Here is a 25,174-nt window from a genome sequence, read left to right on the forward strand (position 1 = left end):
TTCGGCTTAATATATTGAAATAAAGGTACTCCTAGAACAAAACCCAATGATTTAAATATTTAGTGAGATGATTATTATGTTAAATGAAGGAGAGACTTCTATGTTTACATCTATTACATATTTACAATCTGGCAATGAGAAACAACAAAAAATATATGATGTTTTGAATAGCCTAAACATAATGGAGGATTTAGCTTTATATAATCCCGTTCTTTGCGGGACAATCCCTATAAGAATTGATACTCCTCAATCTGACTTAGATATTGTAATGGAAGTATATAATTTTGATGTTTTTGAGCAGGAAATGAGATCTTTATATGGTTCTTATGGAGGGTTCAACATAAAAAAGAAAAAAATTAAAGGTACTGAATCGATAAAGGTGAATTTTGAATTCGAAGGTTTTGAATTTGAATTATTTGCTCAACCTAAGCCAGTGCGTAATCAAAATGCATATAGACATATGATAGTGGAGCACATGTTATTAATGCAGCACCCCCATATAAGGGAAGAAGTTATTCACTTAAAGGAACAAGGTTTAAAAACAGAACCTGCTTTTGCTCAAGTATTAAATATTGACGGAGATCCTTATGAAGAACTTATTTTATTAGGGCAGGAAATGAAATTGTGGTAAATAAGATACATAAAAAAATCCTCCAAAAACAAAAGAGGATTTTTTTATGCTGTTAACTTCCGAATTAATTCACTGAGCGATTTAATTCCGTTAGTCATTTGTTCTGGAGTAGCATATCCATATGATAAACGAATGTACTGATCTGATTCTTCTTCATAAATACGTCCCGGATTTAAAAGAATTCCTTTTGATAGTGCCTCTGAAAATAGTTTTTTCATCGGAATGTTATGTACAACCTTTAGCCATATAAAAAATCCACCACTAGGAATATCCCATGATGCAATATCTGCACAATATTTATTTAAAGCTCGTATCATTATTTGTCTTCGTTCTTTCAGGTGCATTCTTACGTTTGCTACATGTGCTTCATAAAAACCTTCATTTATCCATTTAGCAGCTACTCTTTGAGATAAAGAGCTGGATCCATAGTCTGTTTGCATTTTTATATCTGACAATCTATCAATAACAGGTTCTGGTCCGATTATCCATCCAATTCTAAGTCCTGGGCTAAGTGTTTTAGAGAGACTACCAATATATAATACATGTCCATGTTTATCCATCGACTTTAAAGGAGCTGGAGGTGATTCATCAAGCCATAACTCTCGGTAAATATCATCCTCGATGATAGGCAATTGCTCTTTTTCACATATTTTTAATATTTCTTTTCTTCGCTCTTTGGACATCAATATCCCCGTTGGATTTTGAAAACAAGGGATTGAATATAAAATATTATTCTTTTGACTATATTTAATTCGTTTTAATAAGTCGTTAGGTAAAATACCGTGATGATCCATTGATATACCTGATAAATTTATATTTGCTGATTGAAAAACATGAAGTGAATATAAGTAAGAAGGTTGCTCAAGTAAAACAGTTGATTTTCTATGTAAAAGACCAATCGATATTAATTGTAATGCTTGGAGTGCACCAGAGACTATTAATATAGAATCCGGTGATGCATGTATTCCAAATGATCTTACATATTTGCTTATTGCTTCACGTAACGGATAAATACCTTTTTGTTCTTCGTATCCGAAATAATCTAATTCCTCACTGACGTTTTTTATTATAGATTGCATAGTTTCGAGCGGGAAAAGATGAGGTGCAAGTTCACCTTTACTAAGATGGATAAGCGTTTTATTTGCTTCTGCTTCATTTATTTCTCGCACCATTAACTTACTTGGTTTATGAATACCGGCTTTTACATATTCACTCCAATCGGGCGGAGGATTAGTTGCTAATAATGACCATGTATTATTCATTACAATTGTTCCTGCTCCGATTTGTCCTTGAATTAAACCATCTGCTATAAGTTCATCTAGCGCAGTAATTACAGTACTTCGATTTACATGAAATAATTTTGCTAACTGCCGCTGACTAGGGATTTTACTTCCAATTGGCCATTCTCCGTTTTCAATTTTTTCTTTCATATAGTCTATTATCTGCTGATATTTGGGCACTTTTTTATCGGTCGTCATATAAAAAACTCCTTCGTTTATTTAAAAGATTCAAAGTGGTTGGTTTTTCCGATAAATAACTGGTTGAAGACATTGTATCAACTATTAAATATGATGAAAAGAAATAATGGGTAATTTAAAAATGGTTGGTTTTTTAGGGAAGGAGAGAAAATATGCATAATAAAAAATGGGATTTACGCATTATATGTGCTCACGCTTTTACAATTCTTATATGGGGAACTGCTTTTCCAGCAATTCGTATGGGGCTTGAATCTTATACGCCTGAACACCTTACTTTACTACGCTTATTAATCGCCTCATTTATACTTTTGTTATTTTCATTTATATACAAACTACGACTACCGGATTTAAAGGATATCCCAGCAATTTTTATATTTGGTGCTTTAGGGTTTACTATTTATCACATCGCATTAAATTACGGCGAAAAAACAGTAAATGCTGGATCTGCAAGTTTAATAATTTCAGTCACTCCAATAGTAACGGCAATTCTTGCTTCTGTTTTTTTGAATGAAAAAATGAAATTAAATGGTTGGCTTGGTGGTGTAATTAGTTTTGCAGGAATTGCCTTAATTTCATTTAGCCAGGGCGATGCTATTCAATTGAATAGCGGGGGATTATTTATATTATTAGCGGCGATTTCAGAAAGTCTATTTTTCGTTTTCCAAACATCTTACTTAGAAAAATACGGCTTCTTACCATTTACCATATATACAATTTTGTCTAGTACTGTATGTATGCTTATTTTCTTACCCGGAGTTTATCAAGAAATACTAGCAGCTCCTCTTGAAGTTAACTTGAGCGTTATATATTTAGGTGTCTTTCCAACAGTACTCCCGTATATTGCATTGGCCTATATTATATCTCGTGCTGGTGCTTCTGAAGCAACAAGTTCTCTATATTTAACGCCAATAACTGCGTGTTTCATTGCTTGGATATGGTTAGGAGAAGTGCCAACTTTAGTTTCGATAATTGGCGGAGGAATTACTATACTTGGAATTGTGATTGCTCATATACCAATATTAAGAAAAGAAAAACATAGGAATTTAGCAAATAATCAATCCGTATAATGTAATTCAATAATAATTTTATGATACTTTTTTATATAGTTTCTTTCTTATGTTGATAAATATAATATTTTGTATTTCAGTTAAATATTGTATGTTACGTTTTATGTAGTAAGCATTTTAAAAGGAGCTGACAACATAATGAATGGAAAAAGAAATATTTTTACATGTATTTCTATTGTAGGAATCGGACTAGCTAGTTTTTCTAATTCTAGTTTCGCAGCAAGTGTAACGGACAATTCAATACAAAATTCTATTCCCGCAGTTAATCAACAAGTAGCTGCTGCAAAGGAAATGAAACCATTTCCCCAGCAAGTTAATTATGCAGGTGTTATAAAACCGAATCATGTTACACAGGAAAGTTTAAATGCTTCTGTAAGAAGTTACTACGATAATTGGAAAAAGAAATATTTGAAAAATGATTTATCTTCTTTACCTGGTGGTTATTACGTAAAAGGAGAGATTACAGGTGATGCGGATGGGTTTAAGCCACTTGGAACTTCAGAAGGTCAAGGGTATGGGATGATAATTACAGTATTAATGGCTGGTTATGATTCGAATGCTCAAAAAATATATGACGGATTATTTAAAACAGCAAGAACTTTTAAAAGCTCTCAAAATCCTAATTTAATGGGATGGGTTGTCGCAGATAGTAAAAAAGCACAAGGTCATTTTGATTCTGCTACTGATGGAGATTTAGATATTGCGTATTCTCTTCTTCTTGCTCATAAGCAGTGGGGATCTAATGGAACAGTTAATTATTTGAAAGAAGCACAAGACATGATTACAAAAGGTATTAAAGCTAGTAATGTTACAAATAATAACCGACTAAATTTAGGAGATTGGGATTCTAAAAGTTCACTTGATACGAGACCATCTGATTGGATGATGTCACACCTTAGAGCATTTTATGAATTTACAGGTGATAAAACTTGGCTTACTGTTATTAATAATTTGTACGATGTTTATACGCAATTTAGTAATAAGTACTCTCCAAATACAGGACTTATTTCAGATTTCGTTGTAAAAAACCCACCACAACCCGCACCTAAAGACTTCTTAGATGAGTCAGAATATACAAATGCATATTATTATAATGCTAGTCGAGTACCTTTAAGAATTGTAATGGACTATGCGATGTACGGCGAGAAGCGAAGTAAAGTCATTTCTGATAAAGTCTCTTCATGGATTCAAAATAAAACGAATGGAAATCCTTCTAAAATTGTGGATGGTTATCAATTAAATGGATCCAATATTGGTAGTTATCCAACTGCTGTATTTGTTTCACCGTTTATTGCTGCAAGTATAACGAGTAGCAATAATCAAAAGTGGGTAAATAGTGGTTGGGATTGGATGAAGAATAAGAGAGAAAGCTATTTTAGTGATAGTTATAATTTATTAACTATGTTATTTATTACAGGAAATTGGTGGAAGCCTGTACCTGATGATAAAAAAACACAAAATCTAATAAATGATGCAATTTATGAAGGATACGATAATTAATTAAATTTGAGAATGGTTACTGAAGAAAGGAATTAGCATTCGCTAGTTCCTTTTTAATGTTTTGTAAAACATTATCCATTCTAAAATTCGCATAGATATACTTGCTTTTTTCATATACATAGTTATTGATGACTCTATGTTTTTATGAAGGGAGAGTATTTCTTGGAAAAAGTATTATTTTTCGGAGACCCAGGTATTGATGACTCATTTGCCATTATGTATGGTTTACTGCATCCCGAAATTGAAATTGTCGGTATTGTAACCGGATACGGAAATGTTGAGCATATACATGCTGCACATAATGCAGCGTATATTTTACAGTTAGCAAATAGACAAGACATTCCTGTCATTAGTGGTGCAACAAAACCACTTACAGAAGAAATCACTACGTACTATCCTGAAATTCACGGAGCAGAAGGATTAGGGCCCATCCATGTTCCAGAAAATATATTATCTATTCCAATATATAATTTCGGCAGTATTGCTGCGATTCTTATAAAGTACGGAAAAGATTTAACGATTGTTGATGTAGGAAGATCTACCTCGTTAGCAATTGCTTTTAATTTATGGAATGATTTAATGCTAAATGTAAAAGGAATCTATTTCATGGGTGGTGTTTTTTTAGAAGTAGGAAACGTTACGCCATTAGCAGAGGCAAACGTGTATGGAGATCCGATAGCAAGTAAAATTGTTTTCCATCAAGCAAAGAATTTATTCATATTCCCTTTAAATGTAACAAACAAAGCTGTGTTAACACCAAATGTATTTAACTATATTCAAGCTAATACAAAGAATCCATTTCATATGATAATGAAACCAATGTATGATTACTATCTATCCGCATACCAAAAACTTAATCCATCTATGGAAGGGCCTTTGCTACATGATGTGGTTGCAATAAGTGGATTAGTAAATCCAAGTTTTTTTGAATTTGTGCATCGTACAGTAAATGTAGATACATACGGAGATACGAAAGGACAAACATTTGCTGATTTTCGCCCTAGCTCTATATCTGATGGAGCCCATATAGCACTAGAAATAGATGAACAAAAATTCATTCAAGATTTTATGAAAATTATGTTATAAGTTGTTGTCGAAAAAGGGAATTATTTCACTACGTTGAATATAAACATACATCCTCTATATAAGGGAGCTTACAATATTGAATGTCCAGTTAAAGGTTGTTACGAGAGACAATTGGGAAGATGCATTAAAGTTACAAGTTAAAGAAGATCAAAGAAAATTTGTCCCCGCTGTAGCAGTTTCGCTTGCTAAAGTATATATAAAACCAGATGGTGACAATGTAGAGTACATACCATTTGCTATATACGATGGTGACCTTATGGTTGGTTTTGTTATGCATGCTGTTGTAATAGAGACATCGGATATGTATTGGATTAACGGATTTATTATTGATCAATCGCAACAAGGTAATGGTTATGGAAAAGCAGCATTACAAGAAAGTATTGATATAATAAAAAATACTTTTAAATCGTGTAAAGAAATAAGATTAACCGTACATAAAGATAATATCTCTGCAAAGAAATTATATGAACGATATGGTTTCATATCATTAGGACAGGAGTATGATGGTGAGCAAGTATACCGTTTATTTGTTTAACTATTAAGAAGTAAAGGTGTGAAATGAAATATGCAATTTACTGAAGTGAAAATTGAAGTGTTCATTCCTGAAGAATATATTGAAACATTAAGGGGTGAATTAAATAAAATTGGAGCATGTAAAACGGGCGAATATGACCATTGTCTTTCCTATAGTTCAGTGAAAGGATATTGGAGACCTTTAGAAGAGGCATCTCCTTTTAATGGAGAAATTGGTCAAATATGCGAAGGACAAGAATGTAAAGTTGAAATAAAGTGTAAACGATAACTTGTAAAAGATGCTCTTGAAGTTATTAATGATATTCATCCGTATGAAACACCTATGATTTATATTATACCAATACTAAATGACTATTTTGAGAAACTATACATTAAATAACTAGGAGGAATATCAATTGAAAAGTAAATTTCATCATATTGTACGAGCAGTCATGATAAAAGATGAAAAATTATTAGTTGCTGAATATATCGGCCATCATTATTTTTTACCTGGTGGCCATGTTGAAATTGGAGAATCAGCAGAGAATGCATTAAAAAGAGAGTTAAGAGAAGAACTTGGAGTAAACTGTAGTATACAACAATTTTTAGGCGTCATAGAAAATCAATGGCAAGATAAAGAAATTCTTCATCATGAAATTAACCACATTTTTGAAGTAGAGTCACAAGATTTACATACGGACTTAACACCGAAATCTAGCGAGTCTCATTTAGCATTTCACTGGATAGCTTATAATAAAAAAGCCTTAAATCATTATGAAATCATGCCAATGCCTTTAGTAAAGGAATTACTAGAAAGTAAGTTAAATGATGAACTCCTAAATTGTTGGATTAGTAATTTTTAAATCACTTTATTTATAGTAAATACGTCCATCGAATGAATATAAAGAAAATAGGCTGAAAAACAAGGTACATCACCTAGTGTAAGTTCATATTTTGTTGATGTACGCATTTAGTCTATAGTCTTGTTTCTACTTTGTTTAAAAGAATTTATTAACTTTAATATTTGGACGGAATTTACATTTATAAATGGAGGGTTTCATAATGAATCAGTTTCAACAAGAACTACAATCATTAAACCTTAATGATTATCAAACTGGCAATGTTGTGTATTGGGATCAACAACAAAGTCAATATCCATACTATTACATTCAAGACGATGCACGTCGTTGCGGCGGTTGTGGCGGTTGTGGTGGACGTTGCGGTGGATGTGGCGGTAGATGTGGTGGTTGTGCAGGTCGTTGCGGCGGATGCATAGGATGTGCAGGATGTTTCAGTTGCTTTAATTGCTGGAACTGGTGGATTATTTAAGTATAGAAAATTCAAGTTATTTTATATGAAAGAAAGGTGTAAAAACTATTTTGCACTTTTCTTTCATGCTGTAATTTTGATGTGTATTAAGGGGGATTTATTTGTATACATATGATAAGTTGATTTCTTGGGTAGAGGATATAAAAGAAAAAAATCATAGTTCTGCTACAGCACTTTGTATTATAAAAGATAATAAAATCGTACTAGAGCATTATAGTGGTTATCACTCAAATACATCTACAACCAAGAGAGTAACAGCATCTTCACAATTTAACGTTGCTTCTGCTAGAAAAAGTTATTTAGGATTAATGATAGCGTATGCGCTTTATGAGAGGAAAATAAACTCTATTGATGATGAAGCGATAAAATATTTTAAAGACTTTGATCCTGCATTGCTTAGTAAAACGACGATAAGACATTTAGTAACACATTCGCACGGATTAGAAGAAACGAGTGACAGGACAATTTTTCGTGAATTTGCACCGGGACAATCATGGGCGTATAGAGATATTAATGTAAGAATGATGACACGTCTTATTTATCAGCTATATAACAAAAGTTTTCCTGAATTGTTAAAGGAGCGTGTGTTTAAGCCTGCTAATTTTCAAGAAACAGGTTGGAGAGTTCAGCGAGATGAAAATTTAGTTGACGTTGTTAATAATCCAAATGAAGACGCAATTAGTGAAATTGGTACGGTAGATGACGGTACTGAAAAAAATTTGTTTGTCTCAGCTAGAGAATTTGCGCAGTGGGGCAATCTTCATTTAAATCAAGGTAGGATAGATGATAAACAAATTGTTCCAAAAGAAGTTATAAAAATCGCTACGAGTTTGCAAAGTCCAACATATATAAACAAAGAGCTACCACAAAATGGATTGTTTTGGTTCATCCAAAATGAGCCTGCGCAATTAAGCGAACTTGGTGAACGTGTTCCAAAAGGGTCGTATCAAATATTAGGGATTACTGGACCGACCATTTTAGTAATACCTGAATATAATGTAGTTGTTGCAAAAATGTATAACAAAAGATATAACTACGGCGGTGATAATTACTTATATTATTTACGTGAATTTAGTAATTTAGTCGCTGATACATTTAGTAACGGTAATAGGGCATAATTACTCCTATAACGAAAAGGAGTGATTGAAAGTGAAAGATAAAGTGAACAAAAATAAAAAACAAAATATAAAAGATGTAAATACAGAGCAAAATGCGATTTATAGCGATCCTAAAGATGCAGCTAATATGCAAACTGTACCGCAGCCGAAGGATTTTGATGAAATCGAATATTAATTTTTCATCCGACTATATGATGAATGAAAAATACGTCTTAAGTCTCATCACATATAAGAAATTATTTGATAACATATATACATAAGCATTTGAAAATGGCTTATCTTAACAAAGCTTTCTTTAGAAACATCTGATATAACCTGCAAAAGGCACTTCTTTATGAAGTGTCTTTTTGTGTATATGAACTTAATTACCATTTTCCGTACAGTATCTTGCAATTTATGATGGATATACTAACTGTGAAAATTCATGTCAAGATAAAAGAAGGGGACAGTTAGTATGAAACAAACTTCTATAAATCCGTTACTAATTGTTCTAGGTACAATCATTGTTCAAATTGGACTTGGAACAATTTATACATGGAGTTTATTTAATCAACCCCTTGTAAGTAAGTTTGGATGGAATCTTAATGCAGTAGCGATAACTTTCTCTATAACAAGTTTTTCTTTATCATTCTCAACTTTATTTGCAGCAAAGTTACAGAAAAAATTAGGACTTCGGAAACTTATTGCTACTGCAGGAATTGTTTTAGGACTCGGCTTAATACTTAGTTCTCAAGTTTCTTCCTTACCACTATTATATTTATTAGCTGGTGTCGTTGTTGGTTATGCGGATGGAACAGCTTATATTACATCACTATCTAATTTAATTAAATGGTTTCCAAATCGGAAAGGGCTTATTTCAGGTATATCTGTATCAGCGTATGGAATGGGCAGCTTAATCTTTAGATATATAAACGGAAATCTTATCGATAACCTTGGTGTATCACAAGCATTCTTATATTGGGGTATTATCGTGTTACTTTTAGTGTTAATCGGATCGTTCTTCTTACGTGAGGCAATTGTAAGTAATGCTGTAACTGAAACATTACACAATGACTATACTCCGCGTGAAATGATGCGAACGAAACAAGTATATCTGCTATTTTTTATGTTATTCACCTCGTGTATGGGTGGTTTGTATTTAATCAGTATGGTAAAAGATATCGGTGTACAACTCGTTGGACTTAGCGCAGCAACCGCTGCAAACGCCGTTGCTATGATTGCGATCTTTAATACAGTAGGTAGAATCATTCTTGGGACGTTATCAGATAAAATCGGCCGAATGAAAATTGTCTCTGCAACGTTTATTATTATAGGTTTGTCAGTCTTTACTTTAAGTTTTATTCCGCTAAATTACGGAATCTATTTTGCTTGTGTAGCAAGTGTCGCCTTTTGCTTCGGCGGTAATATAACTATATTCCCAGCTATTGTCGGAGATTTCTTTGGATTAAAAAACCATAGTACAAATTACGGGATTGTCTACCAAGGTTTTGGATTTGGTGCGCTTGCAGGATCATTTATTGGAGCGATACTCGGGGGATTTCAACCAACTTTCATTATAATCGGTGTTTTAAGTGTTATTTCCTTCATTATTTCAATATTAATCCGTCCACCAAATGCAGAGAAGAAAAAGGAACTAAAACATTTACATCGGAAAGTGGCGTAATACTAAAAAGAGTCCTAATATAGGGCTCTTTTTAGTATAGAGAGAATAGAGTTATTTAATTTAAAATGAAATGATTTGAGAAGCCTCGATTCGTACTAACAAAAGTAATGAAGTCATTGATAACACTTCTGAGTCATTATTTAAAGTAGCTACGATTACATTGGCTAATGGAGCTGACAATATCTCAATTTATATACCAATGTTCGCTAGTCAATCCTTGGAAGCAAATATCGTTACATTAATAATCTTTTTTTCCATGATAGCGATATGGTGTTTTATTAGCTACAAATTGATAAGAACTCCTATTCTAGTTAAAGTACTTGAGAACAATTGTCATATTATTGTTCCAATTGTTCTAATTGGTTTAGGAATGTTCATTCTTTTTCGCAGTGATACAATTGAATTATTGTACTAATATGTTGAAACTTGAATTAAAAAGAATCAAACGCGGTAAAAAGCCATACTACAGATAAAATGTAGTGCGGTTTTTTAAAATTTTAGTGAAATGAAACAGTGCACTACGACTATTAAGTTAGACAGGATATTACGATTATTAAATTGAATAGATACTTTAAAAGGAGCGTGATAATTAAAATGAAAATAGTAAAACAATGGGTCCAAGAAGATAGTGATTACATAAGAGAAAAAGCCTTCAGAAAAAATTAGTTTTATAGTGAGAAATGAAAAGGGAAAAATTGTAGGTGGAATAACTGCAATTACATTTTGGCACCACGTACATGTTGATTTCCTGTGGGTTTCTGAAGAATATAGACACGAAGGTTATGGAACCAAGTTAATAAAACTTATTGAAGAATTTGCAATTGAAAAAGGGTGTAGGTTAATTAATTTAGATACTTTATTCTAAAACTGCAAGAACGTACTTTGGATAATCTTCCTAAGGTACGTTCTTTTTTTATATCAGTAGCCTATTCTTATTAACTCCACCAATAGTGGTAAAGGCAAGACTTAACTAACTTATATATATTAAAAGGAGTTAATGGTAGAATGAATAGAAGACAGAAAATTCCTTTTATTAAAAATAGAGGAGGTACATATGAAAAAAGTTAATGTTACATACGCGATTTTGTACGATAAAACTAATGAAAAGATTTTAATGGTAAAAAACAAAGGGGAAAATGGTTCTTATTATACATTACCAGGTGGCGCAGTTAAATTAGGAGAAACATTGGAAGAAGCAGTAATTCGAGAAGTAAAAGAAGAAACAGGGTTACATATAAACGTAAAAGGGATTTGTTCTATCAGCGAAGCCTTTTTCGAGGAAAGAGATCATCATGCAATTTTCTTTAATTTTCTAGGTGAAATAATTGGCGGAGAGACATATATATCAAGGCCGAAAGAAATAGAAGAGATTACTTGGATGGAATTACATATAGCAGCTCCATATTTACGCATACCAGAACATTTACTAGATTTATTACAAAAGAAAGAAACAGTACCTTATTTTTTTAACGGAACAATCGTTCATCAATCTTCATAAAAATATTATCTCATGTAAGGCGGGGAAAAAATGGAGTTTATCGTTAATCACAAACAATTCACTCAAGCACTTTCAGAAGTCAACAAAGCAATATCAACAAAATCTTTAATTCCTATATTATCTGGTATAAAAATAACTGCAGATCAATCTGGAATTACTTTAATTGCAAGTAACTCGAATATTTTTATTGAAAAATTCATTCCTGTTTTAATTGAAGACGAAAAGATTGCAACTATTTTAAAGGCAGGAACTATTGTTGTACCTGCAAAGTATTTTATTGAAATAATAAAGAAAATGCCAAGTGATATAGCAATAAAAAGTAAGAATGAGCAAATTATTAAGATACAATCAGAAGAAATCACATTAAGTTTAAATGGATTTCCTGCAGATGAGTTTCCGAATGTACCGCTTATAGACAATCATGCAGAAATCAAAGTAGAAACAGAGCAATTGATTGAAGTATTTAAACAAACAGTCTTTGCGGTAGCAAAAAATGAATCTAGACCTGTTCTTACTGGGGTGCATATAGAGTTATCTAATAATAAGTTTATTTGTGCTGCAACTGACTCACATAGACTAGCGATACGTGAAACGCGACTTTCCTCAGATGTAAAAGCAAATTGTATTGTACCAAGCGCAACCATTAATGAACTTCTAAAATTAATGAACAGCAATTCGAAATTCGTATATATCTACCTTTCAGAGAGTCATATTATATTTACGCTCGGAACAACTACATTATATTCAAGACTAATTGAAGGGAAATATCCTAATATTTCTAACCTTATTCCAAATGATTTTAAAACGATTATTAACGTAGATAGAAAAAAGATATTACAAGGTGTAGACCGATCAAGTTTATTAGCAAGTGAATGGGCCAATAACAATGTTAACTTAGAAATCATAAACGAATCCACAATTAAAATTTCTTCAAACGCTTCTCAAATTGGGAAAATATCCGAAACGCAACAAATAGATGCGATTCAAGGTGAAAAACAATTAAATATATCTTTCGATGGGCGTTTTATGGTTGATGCTTTACGAGCAATAAAAGAAGAAACGATTACTTTAAGCTTTGGCGGTTCTATGAGACCGATATTGATTGAAGCAGGAGAACAATCTGCAGCAGTACATCTTATATCACCAGTAAGAGCTTATTAGGGATAGAGGAAGGAATTACATTATGTACAAGCAGACTTTTGTTTTATGAAATCATAAATCAATACATTATAAGAATGATGTATTAGTAAAGCAAACAGTTTACTAAATCCTACATAATATAATTCAATCATAGACAAAGCAGCAATGGTAATCTGAAATACAAAGCAAAATAATAATAACCTCAATATAAAAGCCATAGATTAATCGATATGGGGTGAGTATGATGAAGAAAATAATTGTTTTACTCATTGGTATAGTTTTAATTACTTTTGCTTTTTATCAATACAATAAAAAAGACTATGCAGCTAAAAGTACTAACTTGTATGTAGAAAACTTTAAAGGGGAAAATGACTCAATAAAAATACAATCTGCTATTAATAAAGCAGAATCTAGTAAAATTAAAACGGTATTACTTGATGATAAGAAGTATAAAATTACGTCACCAATCATTGTTAAAAAAGGTGTGAAATTATTATTTGGTTATGGATCCCAATTTGTAGTTGAGGGAAACTTTAGAGTTCTAGAACTGGAGAACAACGCATCCATTGAAGGAGCGTATATAGCTATTGACGATCCTAAATTTAGCTCTGAAGTTATTTATTTAGACGGTAAAAATAAATATTATAACACTTGGAACAAAACACAAATAAAAGATATAAATATTATCAATTGGACGGAAACGAATAAAGGTACCGGAATTTCTTTATACTCTGCTGGAAAAGAAAATGAAATTTCGTTTGTTAACTTCGAAAACATTAAAATTGTAGGAATGGAAACCGGACTAAAATTAGTAGCAAAAAAACCGAGCACCGGACAAGCTTGGATAAATGCCAATCGTTTTATGAACTTTTCTTTAGAAGACTGTGTGAATATGATTTATATGGATAGTCAAGTAACTACGCCAAATGAAATTAGTGGGAATCAATTTACAAATCTTCAAATACAGCCTTCAAATAAAACAAAAAGCATTATAAAAGTAAGTGGTCAGTATAATGAATTTCATGGGATGGTGTGGGATTTAAATAAAATAAAACATGAAAACGAACTCATTGAACTAACTGATAAAAGTATGAATACAGTGATTGAAATGTCCAGTGTACCAGCAAATAGAGTTTTAGATAGTGGGAAATCCAATATTGTGAAATAAGTTTAAATACAGAAAAAAGAGCGAATTCTTTATAAGAGGATTCGCTCTTTTTATATTTTAAAATTAAATTTCCTTCCACCAAGCGGATGAAGGATAATTTATAGATTTTAACGTAATAGATTCACCAATTTGAGGCGTTGTAATTTTAACTCCTAAACGGTTAGCTTCTTTCGTAACACGTTCTATCGGGTCACTCCATTCGTGTAATGCTAACGTAAAGGCACCCCAATGAATCGGAAGAAGTAATTCTCCTTTAACATCAATATGAGCTTGTACCGTTTCTTCAGGCAACATATGAATAGCAGACCACCTCGGATCATATTGCCCGCATTCCATTAATGTAAGATCGAATGGACCGTATTTATCACCAATTTCCTTAAAGTGAGGGGCATAACCGCTATCACCACTAAAGAAAATTTTAGTCTCTTGACCAAGAATAAGCCATGAACACCATAATGAACGATCTCTATCTGTCATACCACGTCCCGAGAAATGCCTTGCAGGCGCACATACTAACTTAATATTATCAAACGTAATTTCGTCCCACCAATTATGTTCACTAATTTTACTAGGCGAAACACCCCATTTAATAAGATATTGTGCAACTCCAGTTGGAACATAAAAGTGCTTTGCGCGATCTTTTAACTGCATAATACTTTTGTAATTCAAATGATCATAGTGATTATGAGAAATGATAATCGCATCAATTTCTTGAAGGTCATCACGTTCTAAAGAAAAAGTACCACTATAGCGTTTACTATTAAACAAAGGAAATGGGGAAGAGGCATCTCCAAACATAGGGTCTAATAATAGTTTTTTACCTTCTATTTTCAAAAGAGAAGCAGAATGGCCAAACCATGTAACACTCTCTAACGATTCATTATCTTTATTTGATAAAACGATAGGCAAATCCTTTATAGGACGCAGCTTTGATTTTATTTTAAAGTAATCCGTCATTAAACTTATAATATCTTTCGGTTTAAAACTCATATCAGTATGAATTTGATTTGTATATTTCTTATTCATTCGTTCTCCTTTTTACGATTAACAATTTATGTATGTTGTTATTGTAGCTATTTGTAGTTTAAACTATATTATTTTACCTTTCATCTAAATTGCCTTGTATTTCATAAATTCGTCAAATTCATTATTTGTATCTATAAAGTACAAATTGCACAGTGGCAGCTAAAACAAATATTAAGTACATGTAAATTGTTTTTATTTAGTAAATTCCTTCTTATACGCAACAAAGAACATACGTTTCGTTGTATGTTATAGAAGAAAATATGTCTCTAATAAAAGAAAGGAAGGAGAGGATGTAAGTGCACATAGAGCGAAAAAAGAAATCAAAATGTAAACTATCAAAATCTGAAATCATGCATTTGTATACTGAAGGGAAGAGCACCTCAGAAATCGCCATGCTTGCTAATGTGTCTGCAAGGTATATTCGTATGGTTTTATCAGACAATAACGTACCAAGACGCGCTATAGGGAGTTGGAAGAGAAAGTATGACATAACAGAAGATTATTTTAAAACGTGGTCAAAAAATATGGCTTATATTTTAGGGTTTATAGCAGCAGATGGTGTTATACAGAAAGAAAATCAATGTGTCAGTATATCTCAAAAAGAAAGTTATATTTTAGAAGATATAAAAAAAGAACTAAAAACAAACCAGCCACTTTATCAAAACAAAAAAACAGGCGTATATATGCTAAACATTAATAGCAAAGTAATAAAAGACGATCTAATGAATATTCACGGAATCATGCCATGTAAATCTTTTAACATTGAATTTCCTTTAGTACCAGAAGAATATTTACATCATTTTGTTCGTGGATATTTTGATGGGGATGGTCATGTTAACTCTCACAAATACTTTGTTAGTTTTGTTGGCGGATCATATAATTTTATGAATTCTTTTAAAGATATCCTTGAGAATAATAAATTCCAATTAAGTTTTGTTGACAAAGAAAAACAATATCGTATTTACCTAAGTGGTAAAAATAATGTTAATAAATTTTCACGGTGGATTTATAAAGATAAAGGTTTACATTTAAAGCGTAAATACAATATTTTTCAAGAAAAAGAATAATTGTAATGATAATCGAATAATTCACAAACAAGTTCAATTATAAAATTAAAATTCACGATGAATTATTAATTGAAATCAAAGTAATTGCTAAAGCAAACAAATTATAAATATAGTTTAGTCAAATTCAAAGCAACTTGTTTAAATTTAATAATTAAACAAGTTGCTTTTTATTATGTTTTATTAATGATTATTTACACTAATCCTGCATCAACGAACTATTCACTAATAAATAAAGAAAAGGGAAGTATACCAAATGAAACTAATATATAATAAGTTTATTATTTTTTTCTAGTAGACATAATATATATTATAGGCAGTTATAGAAACAAAGCAATACCAGGTATCAAAACCCAAGTAAACTATACTTAATGAGACGAAACGGAGATTTTTGGTGAGATTTACATTAAATCTTATCTAAACAAATTTCTTCAGTTTTTATCGTTTTTATTTGTTATAAATTCATCACAGCAAATCTTAATCGATAATCGCTTAAGATTTAACGAATTAAAAACATTTTTGATTGGCAAGAAATTTTTATACAGAAAAATTATTTCTATACAAAATATAAATTAGTAATTTTATTTTATGTTTTACTTAATGAATTAATTGCTATTTGCACATGTTTTACAACTTTACATTATTTGTTGTTATTTCTGTCATTTAGACTTGACTTTCATTACACTCATTGTTTTTTATTCTAGTTAACATAACTCGTATTTTTAACATAAAAAAATCCTCCTCACCTTCAGGAAGATTTTTTGTTTGCTATTATTTTATTTATATCTTCTAGTAACAATCCCAATTGTAAATGACATTGGAAAAATCTAGATTTAACAAATCTTCCTTACGTATAAAGAAATTAGCAACCCCAGAATCACCCCACATAATATTTAATGAATCGTCTGTATCGATTTGCATCAATAATATGTCATGTTGCTGGTATTTTTCTTCCCATTCCCTTGGATCTGTCTGTGTGAAAAATGGATAACCACCAATTTTATGTCCTTGATCCTTACATAAATCATCATACAGTTCGCCTAATTCTGTATTATTTTCTTCATCAACAATTTCTTCCCAATCAATGTTATCATTAAAAATCATTTCAAATCGATAATCTCTTGGTGTTACTGGTTGATATGCCAACTCAAACTTTAGTTTTGCTGCTTTGGGTATGATAAAATTCTCTAAATCTAAAGTGTTTAAATAACTAAAATCAGTAATCACCTTAGTTAAATCCGCTGTGATTGTAGAATGATAAACAATTCGAAAGTCTTTTTGGGTTGTGGGATGATCAAAATCTGCTCCAAAAAGATCTTCTTCAGCACTTATGAAAAACTGTAACATTCCATGTTGAGGCATATGTTCAATGTTTGGTATTTCTTCAAGGTTTAACTGCGCAAGTAGCATCATAGGTTGTCCGTTTGAGTCTTTAGGATGCTCTTGATCTATAGGTAAATACGGATATCCACCAAACTTACTTTCAAAAAGCGTTGTCTCTGCTAATGTTCCAGACACTTTAACATACGGTTTCACACTTTCTTCTAAAATACTACGATACTGTTCTAGTTCTTTCGGAATTTGAAGTTGATACGTATTCTTCACTATATTTGCCTCCTTTTAGTAATGAATTGAAAATGCCTAACTTAATTATATAGTAAGCGATAGCTTAATTGAAAATCGTTAAAAATCCATTTTCACCCTCATTTTTTGCGCGCTTGGTGGACAAAGTAGATTATGTTCTAATACCTTTTTATTAATAGTTCGAATTAAATCCGCTGCTTCTGCAGTATTTGTATTTTCTTTTAGCTTTTCTTTTAAATCATCAATTTCTTTTGAAAGCTCAATCCACCTAGGTAAAACATGATTATTTGCTAAAGTTCTATAAAGTTGCTTTTCAGGATTGTACGAAAGATCTTTATCAAGATTAAGAGGTTTCCCTTTACCAGGTAAATGATCAAAAGCTCCTTTCTGTTCTGCTTGTTTAACGATAGAACTAATATGATCCTCATACGTATAAGACCAAACTTTCTCATCTTTTACTAAAATCTCTTGTTTTTTTAGTTTTTTATCTAGTTCTTCTTGATTCATAGATTCTCTCTCCTTTTTATTTTCTAATGTCGTTTTTGTAAATTCTAATGCCCTTAATCCATCGAATAGCTTTTCTCGCCACCATACGCTATCATGTCCACCTTGAAACTCTTCGTAAGTGGTTTGGTATTTCTTTGCTTCTAAAGCTTTATATAGCCGTCTATTAGCCGTTAAAAGAGGTTCGTTTTCGAGTTCGCCTACTGCTATGTAAGAATGTAGATGAGTCGCATTAGAATTTATTGATGAAATTTGATTTTCAATCCAAGGAATTGTATTTTCATAATTATCCTTTTTCCAATGTACGGATCCAGACATTGACAACACATTTCCGAAAATATGTGGATTTTGAAGTGCTGCATAAAAAGCTGCTAAGCCACCAAGACTGAAACCAGCAATTGTTGTATGATTCTTTTCTTGATAAACGTGATACTTAGCTTGAATCCACGGAAGTAATTCCTTCGTTAAAAATGCATTCATTTTATCGTTATAAGTTAGCTCTTCTAATCGATCGACAGGATCTATAGCAACAGCAATGCAAGATGGGATTTCTTTTTCGTAAATTAAATAATTAAGTGTTTTTTCAATTGAAAGGCTCTGAATGAATTCCCATCAAATACAATGAGAAGTTCTTGAAGATGTGGAGTGTGAGAATAATCATGAGGCGTATAAATATGAATTTTACGTGTGTTATTTAAAATCGAACTATGAAAAGAATATGTTTCAATTCTCCCAGATGGATAATGATTTGAAGGGAAACGACTGCTATACTGCATGTCCATACTTATTTTTAACACAGACGCTTTATTGGTACCTTCTCCAAATGTATTTTTATTAAATGGGTCTAATCGATACTGTTCACTACGCTTTATCCAATTATTTTCGAAAAAATCATTTACTGTAAAATAATAAGTTGAAATAAAACTCTTATTTGTTCTAAACGTAACATACCAAATATCTGTCTGTAACAATCGTTGTAATTGATTTACAGACAGATCCCAACCAGGAAAACTACCGAATACATAAACATTTTCAGTATTTTGATCGCCTAACCATATATACGTTATAAGTTTATACTGATTATCTATAGGGCATAGTTCTATTAGTGGTGTATGATTTGATTTCATGCAAAAAAGTATAAAGAGCTTTTTCGTTTCCATTCTTTAATTGATTTTTAAGCTGCTCTAACTTATGACTAATGATCGAAGTCACCTCTCTTCCTCTTTTGTAGTACTCTATATGTAGTTTTTTCATTAGAATCCCTATATAAAAGTAGTCGTAAGTAATGTGTTTAGAGAAGTTATTGATTAGAAAAATTATCAATCGCTTGAATAGAAAGTTCCAATGATTTTATTCTTCTTTCTAAAAGTGTTCTTTGAGGACTCCCAAGCTTTGACTTATCGTAAATCTTTTCAATTGATGGAAGCAAACCAATCAGAACATTACGAGCTTCTGCTAAATCTTCTTGAGTATAATGATGAGTTTCTTGCTTCCAAACACTTTCTAACATGGCTAAGCCGATACTAGCTGCTTTGAGTCTTTTTTTCACTAAAGTAGTATTTGAGCCCTTTTGAGTCATCTGTGATAAGGCATTTTCAAGTTTACGGATTGTTGACTGTAAAGATTTTATTGATTCCAATTTATCTATTTTTGATACGTTTTCCATGTTAATGTTGTCCCTTCTGCATTGTTGACTTATTTTGTTTAAAGCTTGATTTCACTCGAAATATTTTAACATAAATAACTAACTGTATTCGAATTGGACAATAACTTAAAGGAAAACAGCTATTCCTCTCTCCTCCCCTACATCATTCTATAATATGTACTTCTTTCTTCTCGTTAGAATTCCTATATAAACTAAATGTAACCTGTACGTTTTCGCTTTTATTCAGTAAGGTAATAAAGTAATAGCTTCCTGGTCTTCTCATAACTTATGAAATCTCTATACAAAATGGGATAATTCACAATTTCTGTTTCTAGAAAACGATATTGCGGAAACCACTCAAAAAACGATTTTCTTAACCACTTTATTTGTTGAAACGTAATGTTCTGTTCGTTTCCATTTAGTATAGAATTTAAAGTAGCTGCTGTATGCATCCAATAATGATTAAAATCAGCGTTTATACAGTCATCTTCGGTAAATTTACTTTTTAAGTCTCGCTGCAATTTTGCTGTAGCACGATAAGGAAACGGTTTATGAAGTGGACTATGCATTTTCTGCAATTCCTTAAAAATAATTCGTTTTCCTAACTTCAACTTTCCACCCCTTTATTTATCTATCCAATTTAATAAGTTTTCATAATGATATTGAGCATCGATATACCCAAGATTATATAGATTAACGAGCTTTTCCTTATTTCTTTCTATTCCGCTTATAGGAAGCTGTACACTTGGTTGAATTACATAAAAATTATCTTTTTGTTCTTCTCGATTCATATAAGATATCGTCTCATTATAAAAACGATAATGGTCTACTAAATTCTCTGCGATTTTCGGATATTTTCTATATAAAATTTTAGCCAGGCCTGAAAATTTATTTCGCTGCTTCTCATATCCTTCTGGCTTTGTCATAATGACAACGTTCTTTTCATAACCATCCTTTTGGGCTTTCAAAACTGGTATAGGGTCTATAATCCCTCCATCTAATAATTTTCGATTATTATATTCTACAGCAGGTGCTATAAACGGTACAGAGCTTGAGGCGCGAATGATTTTTAAAATATCATTTCCATGTTCTGCTTTATTATAATAAATGGCTTGTCCTGATTCGCAATCAGTCGTCCCTATGACAAACTGTTCATTACATTTTAAGAAAGTTTGAAAATCAAATGGTACAATTTTATTAGGTACTTCATCAAATAAAAAATCCATTCCGAATAATTCACGTTTTCGAATTAAGTTTCGATAAGATATATACCTGTAATCTGATACTAGCTCTGTATTTACTTTCTTATTTCTACCTTTTTGACGTGACAAATAGGTTGCTCCCATACAGGCTCCAGCTGATACGCCGACTACATACGGAAAGAATAAGTTCTTTTCCATGAAATATTCGAGTACACCTGCAGTATATAAACCTTTCATTCCTCCGCCCTCTAATACTAAACCAATATTCTTCATGTTATATCCCTCTGCTTCTTTTTTCTTAATTTCATATTAGCATAAGATTTTAAGATGAGGTTATATAAACTAATTACAACAATAACCAGAAACTACTAAAGTAATGTCATAATATCTTTGTGAGTAACATGTTACAATATAAGTAATTCATTCCACATATATTAAAGGAGGAATTTAATATGGGTTTATTTAGCGGTATTTTAGGAAATGCATCAAATACGAGTTCTGAAAGTGTAGAACGTGATTTAGAGAAGATTATGCTAGATGATGAAAAAGTAGAGCATGCTTATAAATTAATTCGTGATCTAATCGTATTTACAAATCGTCGTCTTATTTTAGTAGATAAACAAGGAGTAACTGGCAAAAAAACAGAATACCATTCTATTCCTTATAAAAGTATTACACAATATAGCATCGAAACGGCTGGGCATTTTGATTTAGATGCAGAACTTAAAATTTGGGTGTCTAGTATGGAGGATCCAATTACGAAAGAATTTAAAGGTGACGATAGTATTTTAAGCATTCAAAAAGCGTTAGTAACCTTTACGACAAAGTAGTGGTTTTTGTATTTTTATTCATTTTTTAAAATTACTAACCTGAGTATTTTGGAAGAACATACATTGTTTTTGTATATTTAATCTAAAATAACATAAAAAGGTAAAGCGTATTTTATATGCTTTACCTTTCTTTTTTGTAATAAATAAGTGTAGTTTCATCATTTAATTTCTTTATAACTTCTGTTCTTTTATACTCCATCTTTTCATACAAAAAACAATTTTTCTCTTCTTCTAAAATAGTAGCAAGTTCCCAGCTCGTTGCTTCAGGAAACATTTCCTCAATTAATGTAAGTACCTTTTGGGCAATTCCTTTTCCTTGATAACTCGGGTGAATAAACATTGGACTGATCCAAAATTTAGAGGGTGTTTCTTTTTGTGAAATGCATATCGCTCCAACAAGATTCATTGCCACTATTATTTTATAGAAGCCACCGTCTACATGATTTATTCTACAAATAGTTTTTTCGATAGTTTCATTTGCTGGATTTGTTTCATAGTCTTTATATTTATGTAATAAAGGGCTAAATGAGTCTATTTGCATTTGAAATATAACTTCTGCATCACTTTCTGTCGCCTTCTCTAATGTAATCTCCATGTTACCAATTTAGTCGCTTTCTTAATGAAGTTATATGAGCTGTATGATGCCGTCCGTGCCATGCGTATAGTCCTATTGCAGCAGCAAGTTTTGTTTCACCAGTTTCAGGATGGTTAAATGTCTTTTCTAGATCTTCAATTTCTAGAGAATATAAAAGGTTAACCCATCTTTTATGTAATGAATCTAGCATTACTAGTGAAACATCTACCGGTAATTTTGAATCGGGTAACTCTGCCCACTTCTCTTCTTTATACGGCTTAATAGTGGGATTCTTTTCTGTCAGTGCTAATTTAAAGCGTATGTAGCTATTCATATGACTATCAACGACGTGATGAACTACTTGACGTACAGTCCAACCTCCAACGCGATATGGTGTATCTAACTGCTTCTGATCTAAATCTTTAATTGCCTTTGTTAGTTCATTTGGTAAATCTTCAATTTCTTGAATCCATGTATCAATCATTTCTTCAGTTATAGGACGTTTGTATGTAAATTGGCCAATTGGATAACGTAAATCATTCATGAATAAGTCCTCCTTATTATAAGCGTGAAGTATTTCTCCAAATATAGTGTACAAACTTCACATGTTCTCCATTTAATTCTACAGAAGTTGTATCTGATTCGTTTTGATAAGAAGAAAATCCGCTTTTTTCTAGTACAATTTGTGATGCGAGATTATTAGTAGTTGTTTTAGCATGAACTTCAGTAATTTCATTATTTTTCGCTACATCTAAAATTAATTTTACGGCTGCTGTAGCAACTCCTTTTTTAGTAAATTTTTCTCCGACCCGATACCCGAGCGAACTAATTCGAGTTTCCGTATCTATATCTACTAAATTGATTCGCCCTACAATTTCTTTTTCTTCATTACGAATTAAATAAAAATAAGAATCTCCATCCGCTTGTTCTATTAATAAATCGTCTAGTAGTTTTTGGAAATATTCAAATTCAAAATATTTTGAGCCACGATTTGGTACCATTGTTTCAAAAAAAGATTTATTCGTAAGTTCAAACATAAATAAATCTTTAGCATCTTGTTTCTTTAGTTGCTCTATGTATATTTCCATCCCGTATTCTCCTTCTTGATTTACTAACTGTTATACATTCTTTTTTAATCAATTATATTCCTGCTATTACTTTCGATTAAGTAATACAGATAGTAGCACTTTCGGATGAAAAAGATGAAATGGACTACGAATTAAATTCATCACTCGTACTAACCGAATATAAACATCAGAATTACTTGCGGATAGTCGATATATTTGTTTCGTATACCATAGCTGAAATTTTTGTTTTGTAGTTAATTCTCTCTTTAGTTGCGGATGACGTGATATTTCCGTTGTTGTCATATCCCATGGGGTTTCTATTATATTAGCTGCCTTTTTATAAAATTGTTGTGTAAATGTTTTATCAAGTTGTTTTCTACCTTGCAGAAGTAATTGCAACTGGTGAGCCTCCATAGCAGCAACTGATACGCCTTGGCCGAAAACGGGATCAAAACGACATTGCGCATCTCCAACAACTAATAAGCCTTCTGGTACATTATTCACTAAATCAAATCGCCGGCGTACTTGATAGGGAATTTTGTATGTCTTTATATCAGTAATTCCCTCAGCCTTGTTTAGGAAGTCTGTAACATTAGAAATTGATAGGTTTTCAGCAAAATCATAAAACTCATCATCTGTTTGTGGTGCTTTCTCGTTTGCGTATCCACTGAAAGTAACAAAATAACGATTATCTTCTATCGTTTGAATAAGAACGCCATAAGGGTTATCAGGGAAACTCGGAGACATTAACATATTACAACAGTCTAATTTCTCATTTTCTTTAAGTTTGAACATTTTCGTTGCGTAAAATAAATCAATACGAACTTTCTCTTCTTGTACTTCAATTTCGTATTCTCGTAACCACTCTATACTTTTTGAGCCAAATCCACTCGCATCAACTACAAGGTCTGCATGAACTTCTTCTTGTATGTCTGTCTCTAAATATTTAACTTTTACTCCACACACTTTGTTAAGCTTTTCATCTACCAATAACCCTTTAACCAATGTTTCATATTTAATAGTAATATTTGAAATTTGATGTATTCGTTTTTGAATATGCCATTCTAGTAAAGGACGACTTTGTTGAATCATATGTACTTCCCCTATGAACGGTTGTTTCCATAGACCGAATTGATGCCATTTCAAATCACGTGTAAAGTTGTTTATAATACTACCCGCTTCTATTAATTCATTCGTAATAGTAGGAAACAATTCTTCAATTGCTTTTTCTCCACCTTTTAATAACACGTGAGGATGATTACTTTGTGGAACTCTTTTTCTTGAAGCTTTTCCATCCCATTTTTCACCGACTTCTAAAATGATTACTTCTTTAAAAAAAGTTGATAATGCTTTTGCTGCAAACTTTCCTGCCATACTTCCACCAATAACGATAGCCTTATTAAACATATTTTCCCCCTTAATAAAAAGAGATCCTGCCTTGTATGAATGAAACAGGATCTTAAACTAATTAACTTCTTTATCATTAT

General features: G+C 31.7%; 25 protein-coding genes and 5 pseudogenes. 18 read left to right on the forward strand and 12 right to left on the reverse strand.

Annotated elements, in window-relative coordinates:
- The first annotated feature begins 100 nt into the window (after positions 1 to 100).
- The gene (locus MR112_RS13305) at positions 101 to 631 is read left to right on the forward strand and encodes a DUF4269 domain-containing protein (RefSeq protein WP_048656837.1); all 531 of its coding nucleotides are present in this window, start codon (positions 101 to 103) and stop codon (positions 629 to 631) included.
- Positions 632 to 675: 44 nt separating this feature from the next.
- Here the strand turns inward: MR112_RS13305 and norG are convergent, their stop codons facing one another.
- Positions 676 to 2,109, reverse strand: a complete 1,434-nt coding sequence (gene norG / locus MR112_RS13310) for an efflux pump transcription regulator NorG (protein ID WP_078187141.1) — start codon at positions 2,107 to 2,109, stop codon at positions 676 to 678.
- 152 nt (positions 2,110 to 2,261) lie between these two features.
- On the opposite strand from norG, the gene MR112_RS13315 reads away from it, so the two are divergent.
- The 15 genes and pseudogenes from MR112_RS13315 (at position 2,262) to MR112_RS13385 (ending at position 14,191) form a co-directional block, all read left to right on the forward strand.
- Entirely contained in the window at positions 2,262 to 3,176 is a 915-nt protein-coding gene (locus tag MR112_RS13315) for a DMT family transporter (protein ID WP_000551622.1), read from the forward strand.
- Between the two features lie 138 nt (positions 3,177 to 3,314).
- Positions 3,315 to 4,676 (forward strand): family 8 glycosyl hydrolase, encoded by a 1,362-nt coding sequence (locus tag MR112_RS13320; protein ID WP_242245033.1) that lies wholly within the window; start codon positions 3,315 to 3,317, stop codon positions 4,674 to 4,676.
- A 162-nt stretch (positions 4,677 to 4,838) separates the two neighbouring features.
- The gene (locus MR112_RS13325; protein WP_078187144.1) at positions 4,839 to 5,762 is read left to right on the forward strand and encodes a nucleoside hydrolase; all 924 of its coding nucleotides are present in this window, start codon (positions 4,839 to 4,841) and stop codon (positions 5,760 to 5,762) included.
- Positions 5,763 to 5,838: 76 nt separating this feature from the next.
- Positions 5,839 to 6,297: a GNAT family N-acetyltransferase gene (locus MR112_RS13330; RefSeq protein WP_001102670.1), complete on the forward strand. Its 459-nt coding sequence runs from the start codon at positions 5,839 to 5,841 to the stop codon at positions 6,295 to 6,297.
- Between the two features lie 30 nt (positions 6,298 to 6,327).
- Positions 6,328 to 6,675, forward strand: a pseudogene (gene cutA / locus MR112_RS13335) (divalent cation tolerance protein CutA).
- A gap of 16 nt (positions 6,676 to 6,691) precedes the next feature.
- Positions 6,692 to 7,138, forward strand: coding sequence for an NUDIX domain-containing protein (locus MR112_RS13340; RefSeq protein ID WP_242245034.1), 447 nt, complete (start codon positions 6,692 to 6,694; stop codon positions 7,136 to 7,138).
- 199 nt (positions 7,139 to 7,337) lie between these two features.
- Positions 7,338 to 7,604, forward strand: coding sequence for a heterocycloanthracin/sonorensin family bacteriocin (locus MR112_RS13345; protein WP_001071389.1), 267 nt, complete (start codon positions 7,338 to 7,340; stop codon positions 7,602 to 7,604).
- Positions 7,605 to 7,705: 101 nt separating this feature from the next.
- Positions 7,706 to 8,722 (forward strand): serine hydrolase domain-containing protein, encoded by a 1,017-nt coding sequence (locus tag MR112_RS13350; protein WP_000288897.1) that lies wholly within the window; start codon positions 7,706 to 7,708, stop codon positions 8,720 to 8,722.
- Positions 8,723 to 8,753: 31 nt separating this feature from the next.
- Positions 8,754 to 8,897, forward strand: coding sequence for a hypothetical protein (locus MR112_RS13355; RefSeq protein ID WP_000653680.1), 144 nt, complete (start codon positions 8,754 to 8,756; stop codon positions 8,895 to 8,897).
- A 279-nt stretch (positions 8,898 to 9,176) separates the two neighbouring features.
- Positions 9,177 to 10,385, forward strand: coding sequence for an L-lactate MFS transporter (locus MR112_RS13360; RefSeq protein ID WP_025687535.1), 1,209 nt, complete (start codon positions 9,177 to 9,179; stop codon positions 10,383 to 10,385).
- 85 nt (positions 10,386 to 10,470) lie between these two features.
- Positions 10,471 to 10,800 (forward strand): annotated as a pseudogene (locus tag MR112_RS13365) (cadmium resistance transporter); the annotation flags it as partial.
- Between the two features lie 179 nt (positions 10,801 to 10,979).
- Positions 10,980 to 11,250: pseudogene (locus MR112_RS13370) on the forward strand (GNAT family N-acetyltransferase).
- Between the two features lie 189 nt (positions 11,251 to 11,439).
- Positions 11,440 to 11,883 carry an NUDIX hydrolase gene (locus tag MR112_RS13375; RefSeq protein ID WP_000757601.1) on the forward strand — a complete coding sequence of 148 codons (444 nt, stop codon included), beginning with the start codon at positions 11,440 to 11,442 and terminating at the stop codon, positions 11,881 to 11,883.
- Between the two features lie 30 nt (positions 11,884 to 11,913).
- Positions 11,914 to 13,044, forward strand: a complete 1,131-nt coding sequence (gene dnaN, locus MR112_RS13380; RefSeq protein WP_000394470.1) for a DNA polymerase III subunit beta — start codon at positions 11,914 to 11,916, stop codon at positions 13,042 to 13,044.
- Positions 13,045 to 13,267: 223 nt separating this feature from the next.
- Positions 13,268 to 14,191 carry a hypothetical protein gene (locus MR112_RS13385; RefSeq protein WP_130055546.1) on the forward strand — a complete coding sequence of 308 codons (924 nt, stop codon included), beginning with the start codon at positions 13,268 to 13,270 and terminating at the stop codon, positions 14,189 to 14,191.
- 63 nt (positions 14,192 to 14,254) lie between these two features.
- Here MR112_RS13385 and MR112_RS13390 read toward each other — a convergent pair whose 3' ends face one another.
- Positions 14,255 to 15,217, reverse strand: coding sequence for an MBL fold metallo-hydrolase (locus MR112_RS13390; protein WP_242245035.1), 963 nt, complete (start codon positions 15,215 to 15,217; stop codon positions 14,255 to 14,257).
- Positions 15,218 to 15,513: 296 nt separating this feature from the next.
- Here MR112_RS13390 and MR112_RS13395 point away from each other — a divergent pair, with 296 nt between their 5' ends.
- Positions 15,514 to 16,284 carry an LAGLIDADG family homing endonuclease gene (locus MR112_RS13395; protein ID WP_242245036.1) on the forward strand — a complete coding sequence of 257 codons (771 nt, stop codon included), beginning with the start codon at positions 15,514 to 15,516 and terminating at the stop codon, positions 16,282 to 16,284.
- Between the two features lie 786 nt (positions 16,285 to 17,070).
- Here the strand turns inward: MR112_RS13395 and MR112_RS13400 are convergent.
- The 6 genes and pseudogenes from MR112_RS13400 to MR112_RS13425 all read right to left on the reverse strand — a co-directional run bounded on the left by MR112_RS13400 (position 17,071) and on the right by MR112_RS13425 (position 21,489).
- On the reverse strand, positions 17,071 to 17,886 hold the full coding sequence (locus MR112_RS13400) for a YwqG family protein (protein ID WP_000799806.1): 816 nt from the start codon (positions 17,884 to 17,886) through the stop codon (positions 17,071 to 17,073).
- Positions 17,887 to 17,964: 78 nt separating this feature from the next.
- Complete coding sequence (locus MR112_RS13405; protein ID WP_002204774.1) at positions 17,965 to 18,372, reverse strand: DnaJ family domain-containing protein; 408 nt, start codon at positions 18,370 to 18,372, stop codon at positions 17,965 to 17,967.
- A gap of 24 nt (positions 18,373 to 18,396) precedes the next feature.
- Positions 18,397 to 19,581: pseudogene (locus MR112_RS13410) on the reverse strand (alpha/beta hydrolase-fold protein); the annotation flags it as partial.
- 88 nt (positions 19,582 to 19,669) lie between these two features.
- On the reverse strand, positions 19,670 to 20,035 hold the full coding sequence (locus tag MR112_RS13415; RefSeq protein WP_226368745.1) for a hypothetical protein: 366 nt from the start codon (positions 20,033 to 20,035) through the stop codon (positions 19,670 to 19,672).
- A 218-nt stretch (positions 20,036 to 20,253) separates the two neighbouring features.
- A complete protein-coding gene (locus MR112_RS13420; protein WP_242245037.1) occupies positions 20,254 to 20,625 on the reverse strand; it encodes a YxiJ-like family protein in 372 nt (123 codons plus the stop codon).
- A gap of 12 nt (positions 20,626 to 20,637) precedes the next feature.
- Positions 20,638 to 21,489, reverse strand: coding sequence for a patatin-like phospholipase family protein (locus MR112_RS13425; RefSeq protein WP_000789276.1), 852 nt, complete (start codon positions 21,487 to 21,489; stop codon positions 20,638 to 20,640).
- Positions 21,490 to 21,668: 179 nt separating this feature from the next.
- Here MR112_RS13425 and MR112_RS13430 point away from each other — a divergent pair, with 179 nt between their 5' ends.
- Positions 21,669 to 22,046 (forward strand): PH domain-containing protein, encoded by a 378-nt coding sequence (locus tag MR112_RS13430; protein ID WP_000522472.1) that lies wholly within the window; start codon positions 21,669 to 21,671, stop codon positions 22,044 to 22,046.
- A 121-nt stretch (positions 22,047 to 22,167) separates the two neighbouring features.
- On the opposite strand, the pseudogene MR112_RS13435 reads toward MR112_RS13430, so the two are convergent.
- The 4 genes and pseudogenes from MR112_RS13435 to MR112_RS13450 form a co-directional block, all read right to left on the reverse strand.
- A pseudogene (locus MR112_RS13435) lies at positions 22,168 to 22,641 on the reverse strand (GNAT family N-acetyltransferase); the annotation flags it as partial.
- A gap of 1 nt (position 22,642) precedes the next feature.
- The gene (locus tag MR112_RS13440; protein ID WP_000999069.1) at positions 22,643 to 23,164 is read right to left on the reverse strand and encodes a YfiT family bacillithiol transferase; all 522 of its coding nucleotides are present in this window, start codon (positions 23,162 to 23,164) and stop codon (positions 22,643 to 22,645) included.
- A gap of 16 nt (positions 23,165 to 23,180) precedes the next feature.
- Positions 23,181 to 23,708 carry a GNAT family N-acetyltransferase gene (locus tag MR112_RS13445; RefSeq protein ID WP_242245038.1) on the reverse strand — a complete coding sequence of 176 codons (528 nt, stop codon included), beginning with the start codon at positions 23,706 to 23,708 and terminating at the stop codon, positions 23,181 to 23,183.
- Between the two features lie 66 nt (positions 23,709 to 23,774).
- Positions 23,775 to 25,094, reverse strand: a complete 1,320-nt coding sequence (locus MR112_RS13450) for an FAD-dependent monooxygenase (RefSeq protein ID WP_137396759.1) — start codon at positions 25,092 to 25,094, stop codon at positions 23,775 to 23,777.
- Between the last annotated feature and the right edge of the window lie 80 nt (positions 25,095 to 25,174).

Source organism: Bacillus cereus group sp. BfR-BA-01330 (genome assembly GCF_022663885.1).
Classification (GTDB): Bacteria; Bacillota; Bacilli; order Bacillales; family Bacillaceae_G; genus Bacillus_A; species Bacillus_A cereus.